The sequence below is a fragment of the Paenibacillus vulneris genome (assembly GCF_039543185.1).
In the GTDB taxonomy this organism is placed as follows: Bacteria; Bacillota; Bacilli; order Paenibacillales; family NBRC-103111; genus Paenibacillus_S; species Paenibacillus_S vulneris.
The window spans coordinates 80,315-93,196 of record NZ_BAABJG010000026.1; the positions used below are offsets into that span (position 1 = coordinate 80,315).

14 protein-coding genes are annotated in these 12,882 nt (G+C 47.7%); 4 read left to right on the forward strand and 10 right to left on the reverse strand.

All coding sequences use genetic code 11. From position 1 onward, the window contains the following. Positions 1 to 2: 2 nt before the first annotated feature. The 4 genes from ABEA66_RS22715 to ABEA66_RS22730 all read right to left on the reverse strand — a co-directional run bounded on the left by ABEA66_RS22715 (position 3) and on the right by ABEA66_RS22730 (position 4,959). Entirely contained in the window at positions 3 to 1,976 is a 1,974-nt protein-coding gene (locus ABEA66_RS22715; RefSeq protein WP_345591060.1) for a tetratricopeptide repeat protein, read from the reverse strand. Then, on the reverse strand, positions 1,976 to 3,676 hold the full coding sequence (locus ABEA66_RS22720; protein ID WP_345591062.1) for a molecular chaperone HscC: 1,701 nt from the start codon (positions 3,674 to 3,676) through the stop codon (positions 1,976 to 1,978). The genes ABEA66_RS22715 and ABEA66_RS22720 overlap by 1 nt, the downstream gene beginning before the upstream one ends. A gap of 115 nt (positions 3,677 to 3,791) precedes the next feature. Continuing rightward, a complete protein-coding gene (locus ABEA66_RS22725) occupies positions 3,792 to 4,334 on the reverse strand; it encodes a histidine phosphatase family protein (protein WP_179135891.1) in 543 nt (180 codons plus the stop codon). Positions 4,335 to 4,491: 157 nt separating this feature from the next. Beyond that, complete coding sequence (locus ABEA66_RS22730; RefSeq protein WP_079909025.1) at positions 4,492 to 4,959, reverse strand: DUF2306 domain-containing protein; 468 nt, start codon at positions 4,957 to 4,959, stop codon at positions 4,492 to 4,494. Between the two features lie 131 nt (positions 4,960 to 5,090). Between ABEA66_RS22730 and ABEA66_RS22735 the strand changes: the two genes are divergently transcribed. Beyond that, the gene (locus tag ABEA66_RS22735) at positions 5,091 to 5,261 is read left to right on the forward strand and encodes a hypothetical protein (protein ID WP_179135890.1); all 171 of its coding nucleotides are present in this window, start codon (positions 5,091 to 5,093) and stop codon (positions 5,259 to 5,261) included. A gap of 33 nt (positions 5,262 to 5,294) precedes the next feature. Here ABEA66_RS22735 and ABEA66_RS22740 read toward each other — a convergent pair whose 3' ends face one another. Continuing rightward, entirely contained in the window at positions 5,295 to 5,468 is a 174-nt protein-coding gene (locus tag ABEA66_RS22740) for a hypothetical protein (protein ID WP_179135889.1), read from the reverse strand. Positions 5,469 to 5,500: 32 nt separating this feature from the next. Further along, a complete protein-coding gene (locus ABEA66_RS22745) occupies positions 5,501 to 6,202 on the reverse strand; it encodes a PIG-L deacetylase family protein (protein ID WP_144027761.1) in 702 nt (233 codons plus the stop codon). 131 nt (positions 6,203 to 6,333) lie between these two features. Between ABEA66_RS22745 and ABEA66_RS22750 the strand changes: the two genes are divergently transcribed. The 3 genes from ABEA66_RS22750 (at position 6,334) to ABEA66_RS22760 (ending at position 8,181) form a co-directional block, all read left to right on the forward strand. Beyond that, positions 6,334 to 6,588: a hypothetical protein gene (locus ABEA66_RS22750; RefSeq protein WP_079909023.1), complete on the forward strand. Its 255-nt coding sequence runs from the start codon at positions 6,334 to 6,336 to the stop codon at positions 6,586 to 6,588. 424 nt (positions 6,589 to 7,012) lie between these two features. Further along, positions 7,013 to 7,627: a nitroreductase family protein gene (locus tag ABEA66_RS22755; protein WP_079909022.1), complete on the forward strand. Its 615-nt coding sequence runs from the start codon at positions 7,013 to 7,015 to the stop codon at positions 7,625 to 7,627. A gap of 323 nt (positions 7,628 to 7,950) precedes the next feature. Then, positions 7,951 to 8,181 (forward strand): hypothetical protein, encoded by a 231-nt coding sequence (locus tag ABEA66_RS22760; protein ID WP_079909021.1) that lies wholly within the window; start codon positions 7,951 to 7,953, stop codon positions 8,179 to 8,181. Here the strand turns inward: ABEA66_RS22760 and ABEA66_RS22765 are convergent. From ABEA66_RS22765 to ABEA66_RS22780, 4 genes are all read right to left on the reverse strand, one after another. Then, positions 8,176 to 9,015, reverse strand: a complete 840-nt coding sequence (locus tag ABEA66_RS22765; protein WP_345591071.1) for an HAD family hydrolase — start codon at positions 9,013 to 9,015, stop codon at positions 8,176 to 8,178. The genes ABEA66_RS22760 and ABEA66_RS22765 overlap by 6 nt on opposite strands. Before the next feature lie 89 nt (positions 9,016 to 9,104). After that, positions 9,105 to 10,535 (reverse strand): glycogen synthase GlgA, encoded by a 1,431-nt coding sequence (gene glgA / locus ABEA66_RS22770; protein WP_079909019.1) that lies wholly within the window; start codon positions 10,533 to 10,535, stop codon positions 9,105 to 9,107. A gap of 63 nt (positions 10,536 to 10,598) precedes the next feature. Continuing rightward, positions 10,599 to 11,699, reverse strand: coding sequence for a glucose-1-phosphate adenylyltransferase subunit GlgD (gene glgD, locus ABEA66_RS22775; RefSeq protein WP_225948023.1), 1,101 nt, complete (start codon positions 11,697 to 11,699; stop codon positions 10,599 to 10,601). A 15-nt stretch (positions 11,700 to 11,714) separates the two neighbouring features. Next, positions 11,715 to 12,881 carry a glucose-1-phosphate adenylyltransferase gene (locus ABEA66_RS22780; protein WP_079909018.1) on the reverse strand — a complete coding sequence of 389 codons (1,167 nt, stop codon included), beginning with the start codon at positions 12,879 to 12,881 and terminating at the stop codon, positions 11,715 to 11,717. Position 12,882 lies beyond the last annotated feature (1 nt).

Here is a 12,882-nt window from a genome sequence, read left to right on the forward strand (position 1 = left end):
CATTAAGTATAGCGGAGGAACCTCCACACTCTTCTCACTTCTCTAAATAATGAAATGTAATACAGAAACAAAATAAAAGTATATACGTAGATGCGGAACGGAAGGCTGGTCCGGGCAGGAACGGGCTTCTTTTTTGAATCCAAATATTTTTCATATAACGGATTCTGTACCGCTTTAGGGAATTTCTTTTTCCACTTATCGTATTCTCCCAGCATTTCTTCCGATTCCAGCGGACGAACGGTTCCACTGATTTCAATCGATTTGTTATCATAGATGTCTTTGGCCTGCTTATAATTGCTGACGATAAGAATAGGGTCTCCATTCAAATAACCGATGTTCAGGTAGCCTTCCACCTGGGATGACAGCCCCTGTTTTTCTACCTCGGCTGTTGAAAGATACAATGTTTGGGGCTTCCCGTTAGCGTCTTTCGTCACCACTTCATTAATCCCCATGTAAGCTGCGTTGGACAGCTGCATCTTCACGGCATTGACTTTCGGAGGTAGAAGCTCCAGGTCGGCTGCTGAGGTAATCTTCTCTAGCTCCACAGGCTTTACGAGATTGGCTATATAACCCAGGGGAGATTCCCCCGTATGCTTCACAAAGGAAGAAGAAATGAAAATATGAAGTGCAAGGATCGCAATCAAAGTGAACCACTTTCCTCCAATGAGCAAGTAGGCGCTTCGCTTCAATCTAAATCCTAGCGGAGTCCTTCCAAGCTCCACCTTAAGCCGCTTCAGCTCCGCTCTCTTCCCGCTTCCTCCCCGCCTTTGCAGCTCCTCTGTTTTTTGCGCCTGAATTTCCGCTATGGAAAGCATAGCTTCGATATCATTAGGGTCCGCTTGCAGAAGACGTTGATATAATTCCAGCGCCTTGTCAGACTCCCCAAGCTTTTTGTATGAATTCCCGGCAAGGGAAAGAGCGAGTGTGTGGCTTGGAGCTTGCTCGAGAACCCTGGAGAGATCCTGCAATGCCTCCCTGGCATGTCCCTCTTCAAGCCTAACCCGCGCCCGGCTCAAATACGCTTCCAGCGAATCCGGTATTACCTTCATTAATTGGTTGCATGCATACAACGCATTTTCCCAATGACCTAACCGTATCGAACATTCCATTTGCAGCCGAATGACATCGGGATCAGAGTCGAACCGTTCTTCCGCTTGTTGTAGCAGGCTTGCCGCCAAATGATAGTTTTGCTCCAGAAAAGCAAGCAGACCTTTTTCCCTATAAGCTAGAAAAGCATCATAATCCAGATCCGAAGCTTGGAGAAGAACCGAATATCCCCTGTGCAATGGCTGTTCATGTGCTACAGCGTAGGCATATACTTTGGGGTAATGCTCCTGAAACCAATCCGGATCTTGGGCGGCCTGCTCCTTCCAATGAAACGCCTGTTCGAGGAGCCTCCATACGGCCTCCGGCAAGAAATAATGCTCTTCCTCCAAAAAGTCAAGCATGCTTTGGGACAGGCTGCTTTGTAAATTCACGTTCCATACGACATCCGCATTCAACAGGTCTATCCAAGCATTCGTATCCACCCGCGAGTTAAAATTCCGGTACAATGCCTCTACCTGCGACAGAAACGAATCTACCGGACTTTTGGTATCCAGAGGTTCGTTCCGTTCAATATAGGATAATAGCCTACGAACATGAAAAGGCTGATCCGATTCCTCCTCATATTCCTCATCCTCATCGTCGTCCTCTTCCCATTCGTCCTCCTCAGGCTCTTCGTTCCCTCCATAGGCTTCTGCTTGCTCCGGATCCAAGGCTGCGGAGGCCTCGAGCTTATGTTGTTCCTGTTCGGAACTGCGCTCCTTGCTTCGCTTTTTAGCCCATTTTACGGCTTGATCATAAGCCTCCCTGAGCCTTTGATAGCCCTCCGGGTCCTCTTCGGGATGATGCAGCTTCAGCTTGGCAGCATACGCTCTCTTGATGGCAGCTACATCGTCCGTCGGTTCCATCCCGAGTATGTCCCACAATTGCATTAAAAGTCACGCCACCTCTCCAAATGCTCTAACTGCTTCTTGAGTGTTGAGGCAGCCTTTTTAACCTCCTGCTCGTTTTGAGAAGCCAGAACCCTTTCGAATTGCTCCAGCAAAAAGGCAATTTCCGCCCGTTTCTCTCCCAACGCTTCCTCATACAGCCTTTCTCCCATGGCAAGAAGCAGCCTGTTCTCCGTTCGTTCACGGGGGTGAATCTTGATATCCTGCAGCTCCTTCAATCTGTTCTCGATTTCCTGCTGCGTCAGCTTGCCCGGGTTTTTCTCTATGATGGTCTTCTGCTTGACCCCGGTGCTAACCGAAGTCACCTCCACCTCCAAAATCCCGTTAATATCATAGGTGAATCTGACATCGATCGCTTGCCTGCCCGCTTCATCCGGAGGTACTTGAACAGACAGCCCGCCAAGCTTAATATTTTGGTCTACCTTACGGCTCTCCCCTTGGAATACAACGACTTGGATCGCTTTTTGCTGATCGTGTATAGTGTAGAACCTTTCCACCTTGCTCACGGGAATAGGTGTGTTGCGTTCAATGATCGGACTGAAGTGACCGTCGTCAAAGTGGCCGTTCCCCAATCGCTTCGTTATTTCGATGCCTAATGTATAAGGGCACACGTCTGTCAGAACGACTTCCTTCAGCGCCTCGTTTCTTTCCTTAAGCGCAACCTGAATGGCAGCCCCGAGAGCTACCGCTTCGTCCGGATTGATCTGGCTGAACGGCAGCCTGCCGAATATTTTGCTGACAACCGATTTGATAACTGGCATTCTCGTTGCTCCGCCAATAAGAATGACCGCATCCAACTCATCCGGCGAGAGGGAAGCGTCACGCAGCGCGCGTTCGATGGGATGCCGCAGACGAAATATGAGCTGGCCGGCAATTCTCTCAAAACCGGCACGATCCAAAGTCAGCTCGTACTCCTGATCCTGCCAGGTAAAGCTCATTTGTCCCGTTGGATTGCTGCCCAATGCACGCTTGCACAGCTCCGCCTGCTTGAATAGCGCGGAACGCGCCTTGAAATCCAGCTCCTGGTAGTCGATACCCTTGGTTTCGTAAAAATAGGAAACGAGGAGCTGAGTAAAATCCTCGCCTCCCAAATAGTTATCCCCGGCAATGGACTGCACCTCCATAACCCCTTCGAAAAACTCCAATATCGATACATCGAAGGTGCCTCCGCCTAAATCAAAGACAAGGAACTTTGTATCCGACCGTTCCTGGTGCAGTCCGTAGGCAATGGCCGCCGCTGTCGGCTCGCTGATAAGCCGCTCTACCTTAAGACCGGCAATCTCCGCCGCTTTCTTGGTCGCCTTCCGCTGCGTATCATTAAAGTAAGCGGGAACACTGATGACCGCCTCTGTCACCTCTTGGCCGAGGAACGCTTCCGCGTCGGATTTCAAAGATTTGACGACGAACGAAGACAGCTCCTCAGGGGTAAAGGAGTACCGGCCAAGACGAAATATTTTCTCCGTCCCCATGTACCGCTTAAAGGCGGCTGCTGTAAGTTCCGGATGTGTGATTAGCCTTTCCTTCGCGATTTGCCCGACCAGAATTTCTCCGTTTTCATCTACACTGACTATGGAAGGGGTCAGATTTTCCCCGAGCACATTCGGTATAATCTTGGGCCCTTCTTCAGTCCAATAGGCAACCAGACTGTTCGTAGTTCCCAAATCAATACCAATCATTGTCATGCCTGTTACCCCGTTTCAAAATTTTGTTGTATTAGGAAAACTCTCTCGTTTCCATAAAGATATTTATCGGAATTTGAAGCTTGTTTTTAAAGTCTGCCTACCTGGGGAGCCTGTTTTAAGGCATTCGGCTATGACAGTACTCATAAACCCCGCAAAGCTCGATTTCCGTCGAAGCAAGCCCCAATAGAGTGGAAATAACCATCCCGTGGCAGACGACGACGACGTTGGAATAACTCTCGTATCGGGCAAGAACCCCATTAATTCGACTCCATAAGCTTGCCTTGGTCTCCCATAGCCGCGTTTCTCCCTCCGGCCAGCAACCGTCGTGAAGCATATAATCCTTCCACAGCTCGTGAATTTCATCGGCCGAAGCTGCCTCCCACTGATCCGGAGTCCATTCATAAAGGTCAAATTCTACCTGCAAAGGTTTGCCTAACGTTCGGTTCATGATGGCAGCTGTCTGAAGCGCTCGCGTATACGGTGAAGATAGGATCAGATCGCACTCCCGTAAATACGGATGACAGTTCATCACCTTCTCAGCTTGAAGCACTCCCGTCGCGGTCAACGGAACGAAGTCTCTCATCGCTCCTTGCAATTGCTTCTCCTCTTTCAAGCCCCAATCCGGCTCTCCATGTCTGACGAGATAAAAAACAGCCATAGCTCGTTCCCCCTTATTAGGCCTATACACTCTATCATAACACATACCAGAATTGGTCGTAATATCCAGCAGTGACAATACTGCAAGGTGGGATTGGCCTCAAAGCCGATTCGGCTGCTTTGCGGGAGACCCCGAAACGAAAAAAAAGCTTGATTCCTCAAGCCTTCTTCCTTCGTTTATATCGTCTCCCCACCATAACAATAAGCGGGGTTCCTATAATGGTGGGCAGGAACCAGATGGCCAGAATAGGCAGCTGATTCAGCACAGGAATGTGATGTCCGTTAACGACTAGTACAGCGGTTATGATCCCGATATATGAACCGAGCATCCCGCCGATATGTTGTCCTATCCATCCGGGACGGCGTCTTTTTTTGGCGATATACCCGTAAAAGGCCAGCCCGTATGAAAAAATGGCGATGTAAAACAAATAGACGCTCTCCGCCCAATGCATGACAGCCATGATAACGGAGCTTAGAAGAATAACGACGTAGCAAGCGTGATAAAGCTCACCCACGGCAGTATGCAGCCCTTTTCTTTTTTGGGCGAAAGCAGATATCGCGCCCGTTATAAGGCATATTGTGCCTGCAACGATATGGAGCGTCAGGATCAAACCATAGGTATTCACGTCTAATAACTTCCTCATTTCTTATGTCGGTTCGCTGGTATTCCCTTGACCTCCCAGTTCTATTCTTGAATTGGCTGCAATTAATTGCTACGATAGTGCTCTACGCAAATTACATACATCAGGTGAAATCAATGGATTCGGAAAAATTTTACGAAGAACTGAAGCTTTATCGCGGTGAGGACAGGGCCAAGCTGTTGATGCAGCAGGTAAGGTGCATTCTGAACGAGAATCAGCACCAAAAATGGTGGCAAAAAATATCGCTGTTCAAGAAGCCGAAGACGGAACCCAAGGGATGGGAATAGCAGGAGGGGAACCCCTCCTCTCCTGTACTTCCATCAATTTTCAATGCTGAATACAACCGATCTATTCAGTTCGTCTTTATTTCTGGCAAATTCGTCTTGATCCATAACAACATATTCGTTCGAATCCGGAAACCATATGACGTAATGGGACTTCTCGGTTTCTCTAAATAACTTTTTTGCCATATCGATAGCATATTGTCTTGTCAATTGAATCTTCTCCCCTTTTGGTTCAGCCTCTATCAGATGATCCCATCATAAATCGACTGCTCTAATCTTGCAGGGTACCAAGCACCTCTTTCCCACGCAAGAACAAAGGATTCATACCGGCGATTCTCCGGAAACGACTCCAGATCGCCGAAATATCTCTGAATCGCATAAATTTGCGATTGATGCGCTCGCAGCGCTTCTGCTTTCATGGACCAATATGGTTCCGTATCCAACGTAATAGAAGGATGATGGCCGCTCTCTTGCAGCGTGCTGGAGGCTATGTAATAAAGCTTCTGAACCGATGGGCACCGCCCGCTTAGAACGGCCGAAGTCGCTATTTTGGAAATCGTCATATGGTCGGGGTGAAAGTTGCCTCCGTCCTCCGGAAAGGTGACGACCACTTGAGGCTGATGCTCTTGAATAAAATCAACCACACGCCCCACGAATTCGTTCTCCTCTACCTCCTTTAATTTCCCGTCAGGGTATCCCAGGTGCTCGACTTTGCTTATACCAATAATGTTAGCCGCAGCAGCCATCTCCTGCTCCCGAAGCGTTCCAAGCTCCTCATTCGTCAAATGGGCTACATCGCCATTCTTTTTTCCGGCATCGCCTCGGGTAGCCAGCAGAAGTACAGGATTCTCCCCGTTCTCTGCAAGCTGTTTAATTAAACAAGCGCACAAAAAAGACTCATCATCCGGATGCGCAAAAATAAAAGCGGCCGTTCGCCCCATCATCATCATCTCCTCCCACTTATTATATCAATTCTGCGCGATAGAAATAAGGGTAGTAGAGCTATATGAATCCCGAACCTTCATTAATAGAATCGCATATAGTATATCATGTCCCGCTAGAAAGGAGGGTTATTATGTCCCATTCCCATCCCTATAACCAATGCAAAAAATATATGCATCGAAACGTCAGGATCACAACCGTACAAGGAGATACCTATGAAGGAAAAATCATGAAAGTAACGCACGATAAAGTGTATATTCAAGCCATTCGTCCGAGCGGACGCAACCAAGCTACCATTTCCTTTTTCCCGTTCATCATTCCATTGGTTCTATTTGATTTGCTGGTTATCGCTTTATTGGACAGACCCCGTTTTGGCCCTATCTATTAATAGCACGAAGTCCCTCTTCCATGAGGGGCTTTTTTGATTCTTAAGCCGTTGCAGGCTGATCCTCTTTCGTGTAAAGCTTACCTAATCCGCATAATCCTGCAGGATACAGGTTGGATTGTACATAGTGAAACCCGCTTTTAAATACAACTTCTTCCTTTGTATGGTGAAAGGAATGCAAATATTTGCAACAGATACAATAATACATGGCCGCACCTCTTTTTTTCTTTATCACTTCCATTTACACATACTTTTATGAAGAAAATATGATAATCATGCAGATTTTTGTGAAATATCTGTAAATCATGACAAATGGTTCTCGCTGTAAGGTATAGTTTACTATAAGAAGTTATTATAGTGCGGTTGCTTACTAATGATAAGTATGTTATATTACATATAATTCCTATTGGAAAGGTGGTATTATTATATGAGTCAATCCAGTTTGGTTCTTAATCAGGTTCAAGAAGAGGTTCAAGCCCATCGGCAATCCGAGTATCCTATTAACCCGGTGTTTCTGAATCGATGGTCGCCTCGTGCCTATTCCAATCAACAAGTTTCGGATGCCGACCTTTTCACCGTTTTGGAAGCTGCTCACTGGGCTCCGTCATCCTACAACGATCAGCCTTGGCGGTTTATCGTAGCTAAAACAGAGGAGCAATTGGCCGTATTCCACCAATTTCTAAATGAATTCAACCGTTCATGGGCCGATAAAGCCCCAGTCCTGATATTGGTTGCTTCCGACAAAACAAGAGCTAATGGAGATGCGAATCCGGCTCACACTTTCGATGCCGGCACAGCCTGGGGGTACTTGGCGCTGCAAGCCAAATTACTCGGTCTGGCTACTCATGCTATCGGCGGCTTCGATAAGACATTGGCGCGTTCTTTACTGAACGTTCCGGAAGAATTCGAACTGCACGCCGTAGTAACGCTGGGCTACCAGGGCGATGTAGGTATACTGCCAGAGCCTCTCCAGGAGCGCGAGGTACCTAATAACCGCCGGCCGCTTCAAGAGGTTATTTTTGAAGGAAGCGTGTCTAAATAATATATTCCCGCAAAAGCGATTGCCTTAGCATCGAAGCTGATACAGGCACTTTGCGCGAGCCCCGAAAATAATGAATTCTATCATGGTATACGAAAGCGGAGCATAGGCTGCTCCGCTTTTTTCAATTCATTACGGCAATTTATCTTTCAACTGCTCTCTTTTTTGAGTGTTTGTCTATCACACAACACAAAGAAAAAACTTGAAGCTTCCAAACAAGGGTTGCTCTATCACGAAGACATATTTGTGAAAAAGAAATCATATAATGAATATCATGTCCAATTATGGAACAAGCATGAGCCTATAGCAAAAAAAGGGGAGCGTGATTGCACGTGTGGGAAAGCGTACTAAAAAAAGACCAATGGGAAATTCAAGTCGATCAGGATCACAAATCCATCCTGCTTAACGTTTCGGCCCATCCGTCGAGTGAAGAAACCGTGTCTTTGCAATTGGATCAATCCGAGCTCTTCGAGCTCATCCATACGTTCTTGTCTATCAATCGTTCATTTAATAATGAAACGATGTATTATGATGACCTGGCTGCTGATCATTCATGACGGAATCAAGTTCAGCACATAGTTAGCTACACCGTCTTCCTCATTCAATTCAATAATCTGATCCGCAATCGCTTTAAGCTCCTTCTGGGCATTCGCAACGGCAATGGCGGTTCCGGCTGCTTCAAATAATCCGATATCGTTCCAATTATCGCCGAACACAATGATGTCCCCCGGGTCACATCCAATCCGTTGCGCCCACTTCAGCAGCCCCTCCTTTTTATTAGCTTTGGGGTGGCTGACTTCAAGAAAATAATGATCTGCAATATAGGCATCCGGCATGAAATGAAGATGAATAGTGTTCCCAAACTGTTGGCGGATTGCATTCATCAAAGGCTCGAGCTCTTCTTTATACCCAATATAGGTAAGAGTTAGCGTAGAATACCGATCTGAATGAAGAAGCTCCGGAAGCTCCTGGAATCTCGGATCGTTAGGACGGCTGGAGACGAACTGCAATTCACCCTTGCGCTTCAGCCGTTCATGAAACACCCGCTCCTCGAACGGTTCGTCTAAGGCGAACCAAAGAGGACTTAAATCAAACGACTTGCCTAACCGGATCACTTGCCCGGTCAAGCTTGGACTAAGAAACGCTCCATCCAGCTGTTTCATGCCGACAGGATCGAATAAGAGGGCCCCATTGTATAAGATTAACGGATATTTCCAATCCACATTCCCTGCTACGGTTGTAGAGCTCTTATAGCTTCTGGCTGTTGCATAGGTAATGATAATGCCATGATCCAACGCCTGATTCAGGGCGTTCGTGGCAAAGGAAGACAGCACGCCGTCCGAACGAAGCAGTGTACCATCCAAGTCGGTGACTACATATTTGGTTTTCAATCGGAATCCCCTCTCCGGTTTGTGCAGGAATAAGTAAACCAACGCCGTGACGGCGTTGGTTTAAGGTCGTTGCATATTCCTCGTCTCGCTTATGCCTCTACCAGCTGGTCGTACAGGGCAGCGTATTGCTGCGCAGACTTGCGCCAGCTGAAATCCTTCTTCTTAATGTTCGCCATGATTCGGGTCCAAGCCTCTTCGTCATGGTACAGCTGTACAGCTCTTTCCACCGTATACAGCATATCATGAGCGTTATAATGCGCGAAGCTGAACCCGGTTCCTTCCCCTGTAGATTCATTATAGGGCTGCACGGTATCCTTCAACCCGCCGGTTTCACGGACTATAGGAACAGAGCGATAGCGCATGGCTATAAGCTGTCCAATCCCGCAGGGCTCGAACTGGGACGGCATCAGAAACAAATCTGAGCCGGCATACATTTGACGAGCTAATCCTTCATCGAACAGAATATTCGCCGACAGCTTGTCCGGATAACGGTCGGCTGCCCACCGGAACAGCTGCTCATAACGATGTTCGCCGGTACCCAGAATAACCCATTGCGCATCCAGCTGGATTAATTCTTCAATGACGCGGTCGATAAGCGCAAGGCCCTTTTGCTCCACCAGACGCGTTACCAGAGCGATCAACGGCACATCCTTATTAACCGGCAATCCCAGCCTCTCCTGCAGCTTGAGTTTGTTCATTTGCTTCTTCGGAAGGGAGTCACGGTAATTGACCTCCAGATGCGGATCGGTCATCGGATCGAATTCTTCGTAGTCGATTCCGTTTATGATGCCAAGAAGTCTTCCGCTCTGGCTTCGCATAAGACTGTCCAAATATTCTCCATAGAACGGTGTCTGTATCTCCTGAGCGTAGGTAGGGCTAACGGTAGTAATAAAGTCGGAGTATAACAGCCCGCCCTTCATAAAGCTAGCGCCTCCATACTGCTCTAACGCATACCCGGTGAAATGCTCGTCCCCTAGAGCAAAAAAGTCTTTGAACTGCTCCTTGGCGAACACCCCTTGATATTTTAAATTATGAACGGTCATGATCGTCTTGATGTTCGCATATTCAGGCTGATAGCTGAAGTGAACTCTGTGCAGCACAGGAACCATCCCCGTTTGCCAGTCATGGCAGTGAAGAATATCCGGAATGAAATCGATGTGCTGCATCGAATCCATAACCGCCCTGCAGAAGTAGGCATAACGCTCTGCATCATCGCCATATCCGTAACAGCCACGGCGCTTGAAATAATATTCGTTATCGACAAAATAAAAGATAATGCCGTCATGCTCCAGCTTCAGAATCCCGCAGTACAGCTGCCGCCATCCCATCTCCAGAGTAAAGGTCGCCACGGTCTCCATGGCTTTGGTGTAGACCTCTGGGATATCTTCGTAGTTCGGCAGTATAACTCTTACGTCAATCCCTTGCTTGGCCAGCTCCTTCGGCAGCGATCCGATAACATCGGCCAAGCCTCCGGTTTTGGCAAAAGGTACGGCTTCCGACGCAGCGAATAACACTTTCATGGCTTCCTACCACTCCTTTATTATAGTGCGTGCTGGAAGTCTTCTTCCAACACGCTGTTTTTTCTATATAACCTTGGTCTTGGAAGCGATAAACGGTGCTTGTTTGTCTCCAGTCAGTACACGACCTCTGCTAATAAACACATCTTTGTCCAGAATCGCATTCTCTATAATGACATTTTCTTCAATTTCGCAGTTTTGCAAGATGATGCTGTTCTTTACATAAGCCCCTTTGCGTATTTTTACGCCCCGGAACAATATGCTGTTCTCTACCTTGCCTTCAATTGTGCACCCATTGGCAATCAGAGCATTGCGAGCATGAGCATTCTCCGCATACCGCGCCGGAGGCTCATCCTTAACCTTTGTATATATCAGGTGCTTCTGGAAGAACAGCTCGCGCCATACCTTCGGATTCAACAGCTGCATGCTATGTTTATAGTAACTTTGAATCGTATTCACTATGCCAGTATGCCCTTGATGCATATAGCCGTAGACGCTCAGCTTATCGATATTTTTCATAATACCGTCTCTTACCAGATGATCGTATCCTTGCGCCAGGCAGGATTCTACCATATCAAGCAGCAGCTCCTTGCTCATGACATACATTTCCATAGAAATGCTGTCGTTACGCAGGCGGCCAGATTGATCCTCCATTACAGTGACCTGGCCGTCTTCTTTGACGGCAAGCCGGCGGAACTTGGCGAATTCCTCATCGTCCGCTTGCTTATATACAACGGTAATATCTGCATTGCTCTCCAGATGCTGATCCAACACGTCGTTCAAGTCAATATTACACACGATATGGCTGCGTGAAATAACGACATACTCTTCCCGGGCACGGTAGAAATAATCCCGATGGCTATAAAATTGAAATAAATCGCCGCGCGCCATGCCTGTCGTCTCATGAAGAATCGCAGGCAGCAGGAAAAGTCCGCCCCGCTTGCGATCCAGATCCCATTCCTTGCCTGAGCCCAAGTGGTCCATCAGGGAGCGGTATTTATGCTGCGTAAACACCGCAACATTCTCGATGCCGGAATTCACCATATTAGATAACGTAAAATCGACCAATCGGTATCTCGCTCCAAAAGGCACGGAGGCCACGCAGCGAGAGTAGGTCAGTTCTTCCAGATCATCCGGCTCGTTCACCAGATTGATTACGCCCATCATACGCTTCATAAGAACTCACCCTTTCAAGTTGGCCATCGTTGCTGCCATTGTGATAGTCTCGTTACTGCCGATCAAAATAATATTGGATTGCTCGTCAGGCTCGCCAATAACGCAGCCGTCCTCTATCGTCGTGTTTTCGCCAATGATAGCCTTGTATATTTTTACGTTACTCCCGATGCGTACATTCGGCATGATGACAGAATCTTTTATAAAGCTTCCTTCCCCGACCTGCACGCCATAGAACAAGACGGAATGGTCTACTTCTCCGAGCACGCTGCATCCTTCATTAATCAGGCTGCGGCGGATTTGTGCGGTTGGAGCCACATACTGCCCGGGCTGGCACGGGTTGACGGAATAGATACGCCATTCGGGATCATTCAGATTAAATAACGGCTGATTCTCCAATAAATCCATATTGGCTTCCCACAGGCTTTCTATCGTACCCACATCTTTCCAGTACCCTTCGAATGGATAGGCGAACATATTTAACCGCTCCCGCAGCATGAGCGGAATGACATCCTTGCCGAAGTCTTTGCTGGAATCAGGATTCATCTCATCCTTGCCCAAATACGATTTGAGCACCTGCCAGTTAAATATGTAAATGCCCATTGAAGCCAGGTTGCTCTTGGGCTCCTTCGGTTTTTCGGCAAATTCGATGATCCGGTCATCATCGTCCGTACTCATAATCCCGAAGCGGCTGGCTTCCTCCCACTTCACCTCGATAACGGCGATCGTTGCGTCGGCGCCTTTTCGTTTGTGGAAATCAAGCATCATATCGTAGTCCATCTTATAGATGTGATCGCCTGATATCACCAGCACATACTCCGGATCGTATTGTTCGATAAACGATATGTTCCGGTAAATGGCATTGGCCGTTCCTTTATACCAATCCCCGCCTTGCTGCTCCATATAGGGAGGCAGCACCGTAACGCCGCCGTTTTTGCGGTCAAGGTCCCAAGGGGTTCCAATGCCGATATATGTATTTAAAACCAATGGTTGATATTGTGTTAGTACACCAACGGTGTCGATCCCTGAATTCGTGCAGTTGCTAAGCGTAAAATCGATGATCCGGTACTTCCCTCCAAAATGAACGGCAGGCTTAGCCAATTTACTGGTCAATACGCCTAAACGACGTCCTTCTCCCCCTGCAAGCAGCATGGCCACGCACTCTTTTTTTCGCATC

What these genes read in the sequence shown, in the direction of transcription:
- glgA (WP_079909019.1), bottom strand. Translation starts at nt 10,535, where the DNA reads ATGAAAGTGTTATTCGCTGCGTCGGAAGCCGTACCTTTTGCCAAAACC.
- ABEA66_RS22745 (WP_144027761.1), bottom strand. Translation starts at nt 6,202, where the DNA reads ATGATGGGGCGAACGGCCGCTTTTATTTTTGCGCATCCGGATGATGAG.
- ABEA66_RS22750 (WP_079909023.1), top strand. Translation starts at nt 6,334, where the DNA reads ATGTCCCATTCCCATCCCTATAACCAATGCAAAAAATATATGCATCGA.
- ABEA66_RS22755 (WP_079909022.1), top strand. Translation starts at nt 7,013, where the DNA reads ATGAGTCAATCCAGTTTGGTTCTTAATCAGGTTCAAGAAGAGGTTCAA.
- ABEA66_RS22720 (WP_345591062.1), bottom strand. Translation starts at nt 3,676, where the DNA reads ATGACAATGATTGGTATTGATTTGGGAACTACGAACAGTCTGGTTGCC.
- ABEA66_RS22780 (WP_079909018.1), bottom strand. Translation starts at nt 12,881, where the DNA reads ATGCGAAAAAAAGAGTGCGTGGCCATGCTGCTTGCAGGGGGAGAAGGA.
- ABEA66_RS22715 (WP_345591060.1), bottom strand. Translation starts at nt 1,976, where the DNA reads ATGCAATTGTGGGACATACTCGGGATGGAACCGACGGACGATGTAGCT.
- ABEA66_RS22735 (WP_179135890.1), top strand. Translation starts at nt 5,091, where the DNA reads ATGGATTCGGAAAAATTTTACGAAGAACTGAAGCTTTATCGCGGTGAG.
- glgD (WP_225948023.1), bottom strand. Translation starts at nt 11,699, where the DNA reads ATGATGGGCGTAATCAATCTGGTGAACGAGCCGGATGATCTGGAAGAA.
- ABEA66_RS22725 (WP_179135891.1), bottom strand. Translation starts at nt 4,334, where the DNA reads ATGGCTGTTTTTTATCTCGTCAGACATGGAGAGCCGGATTGGGGCTTG.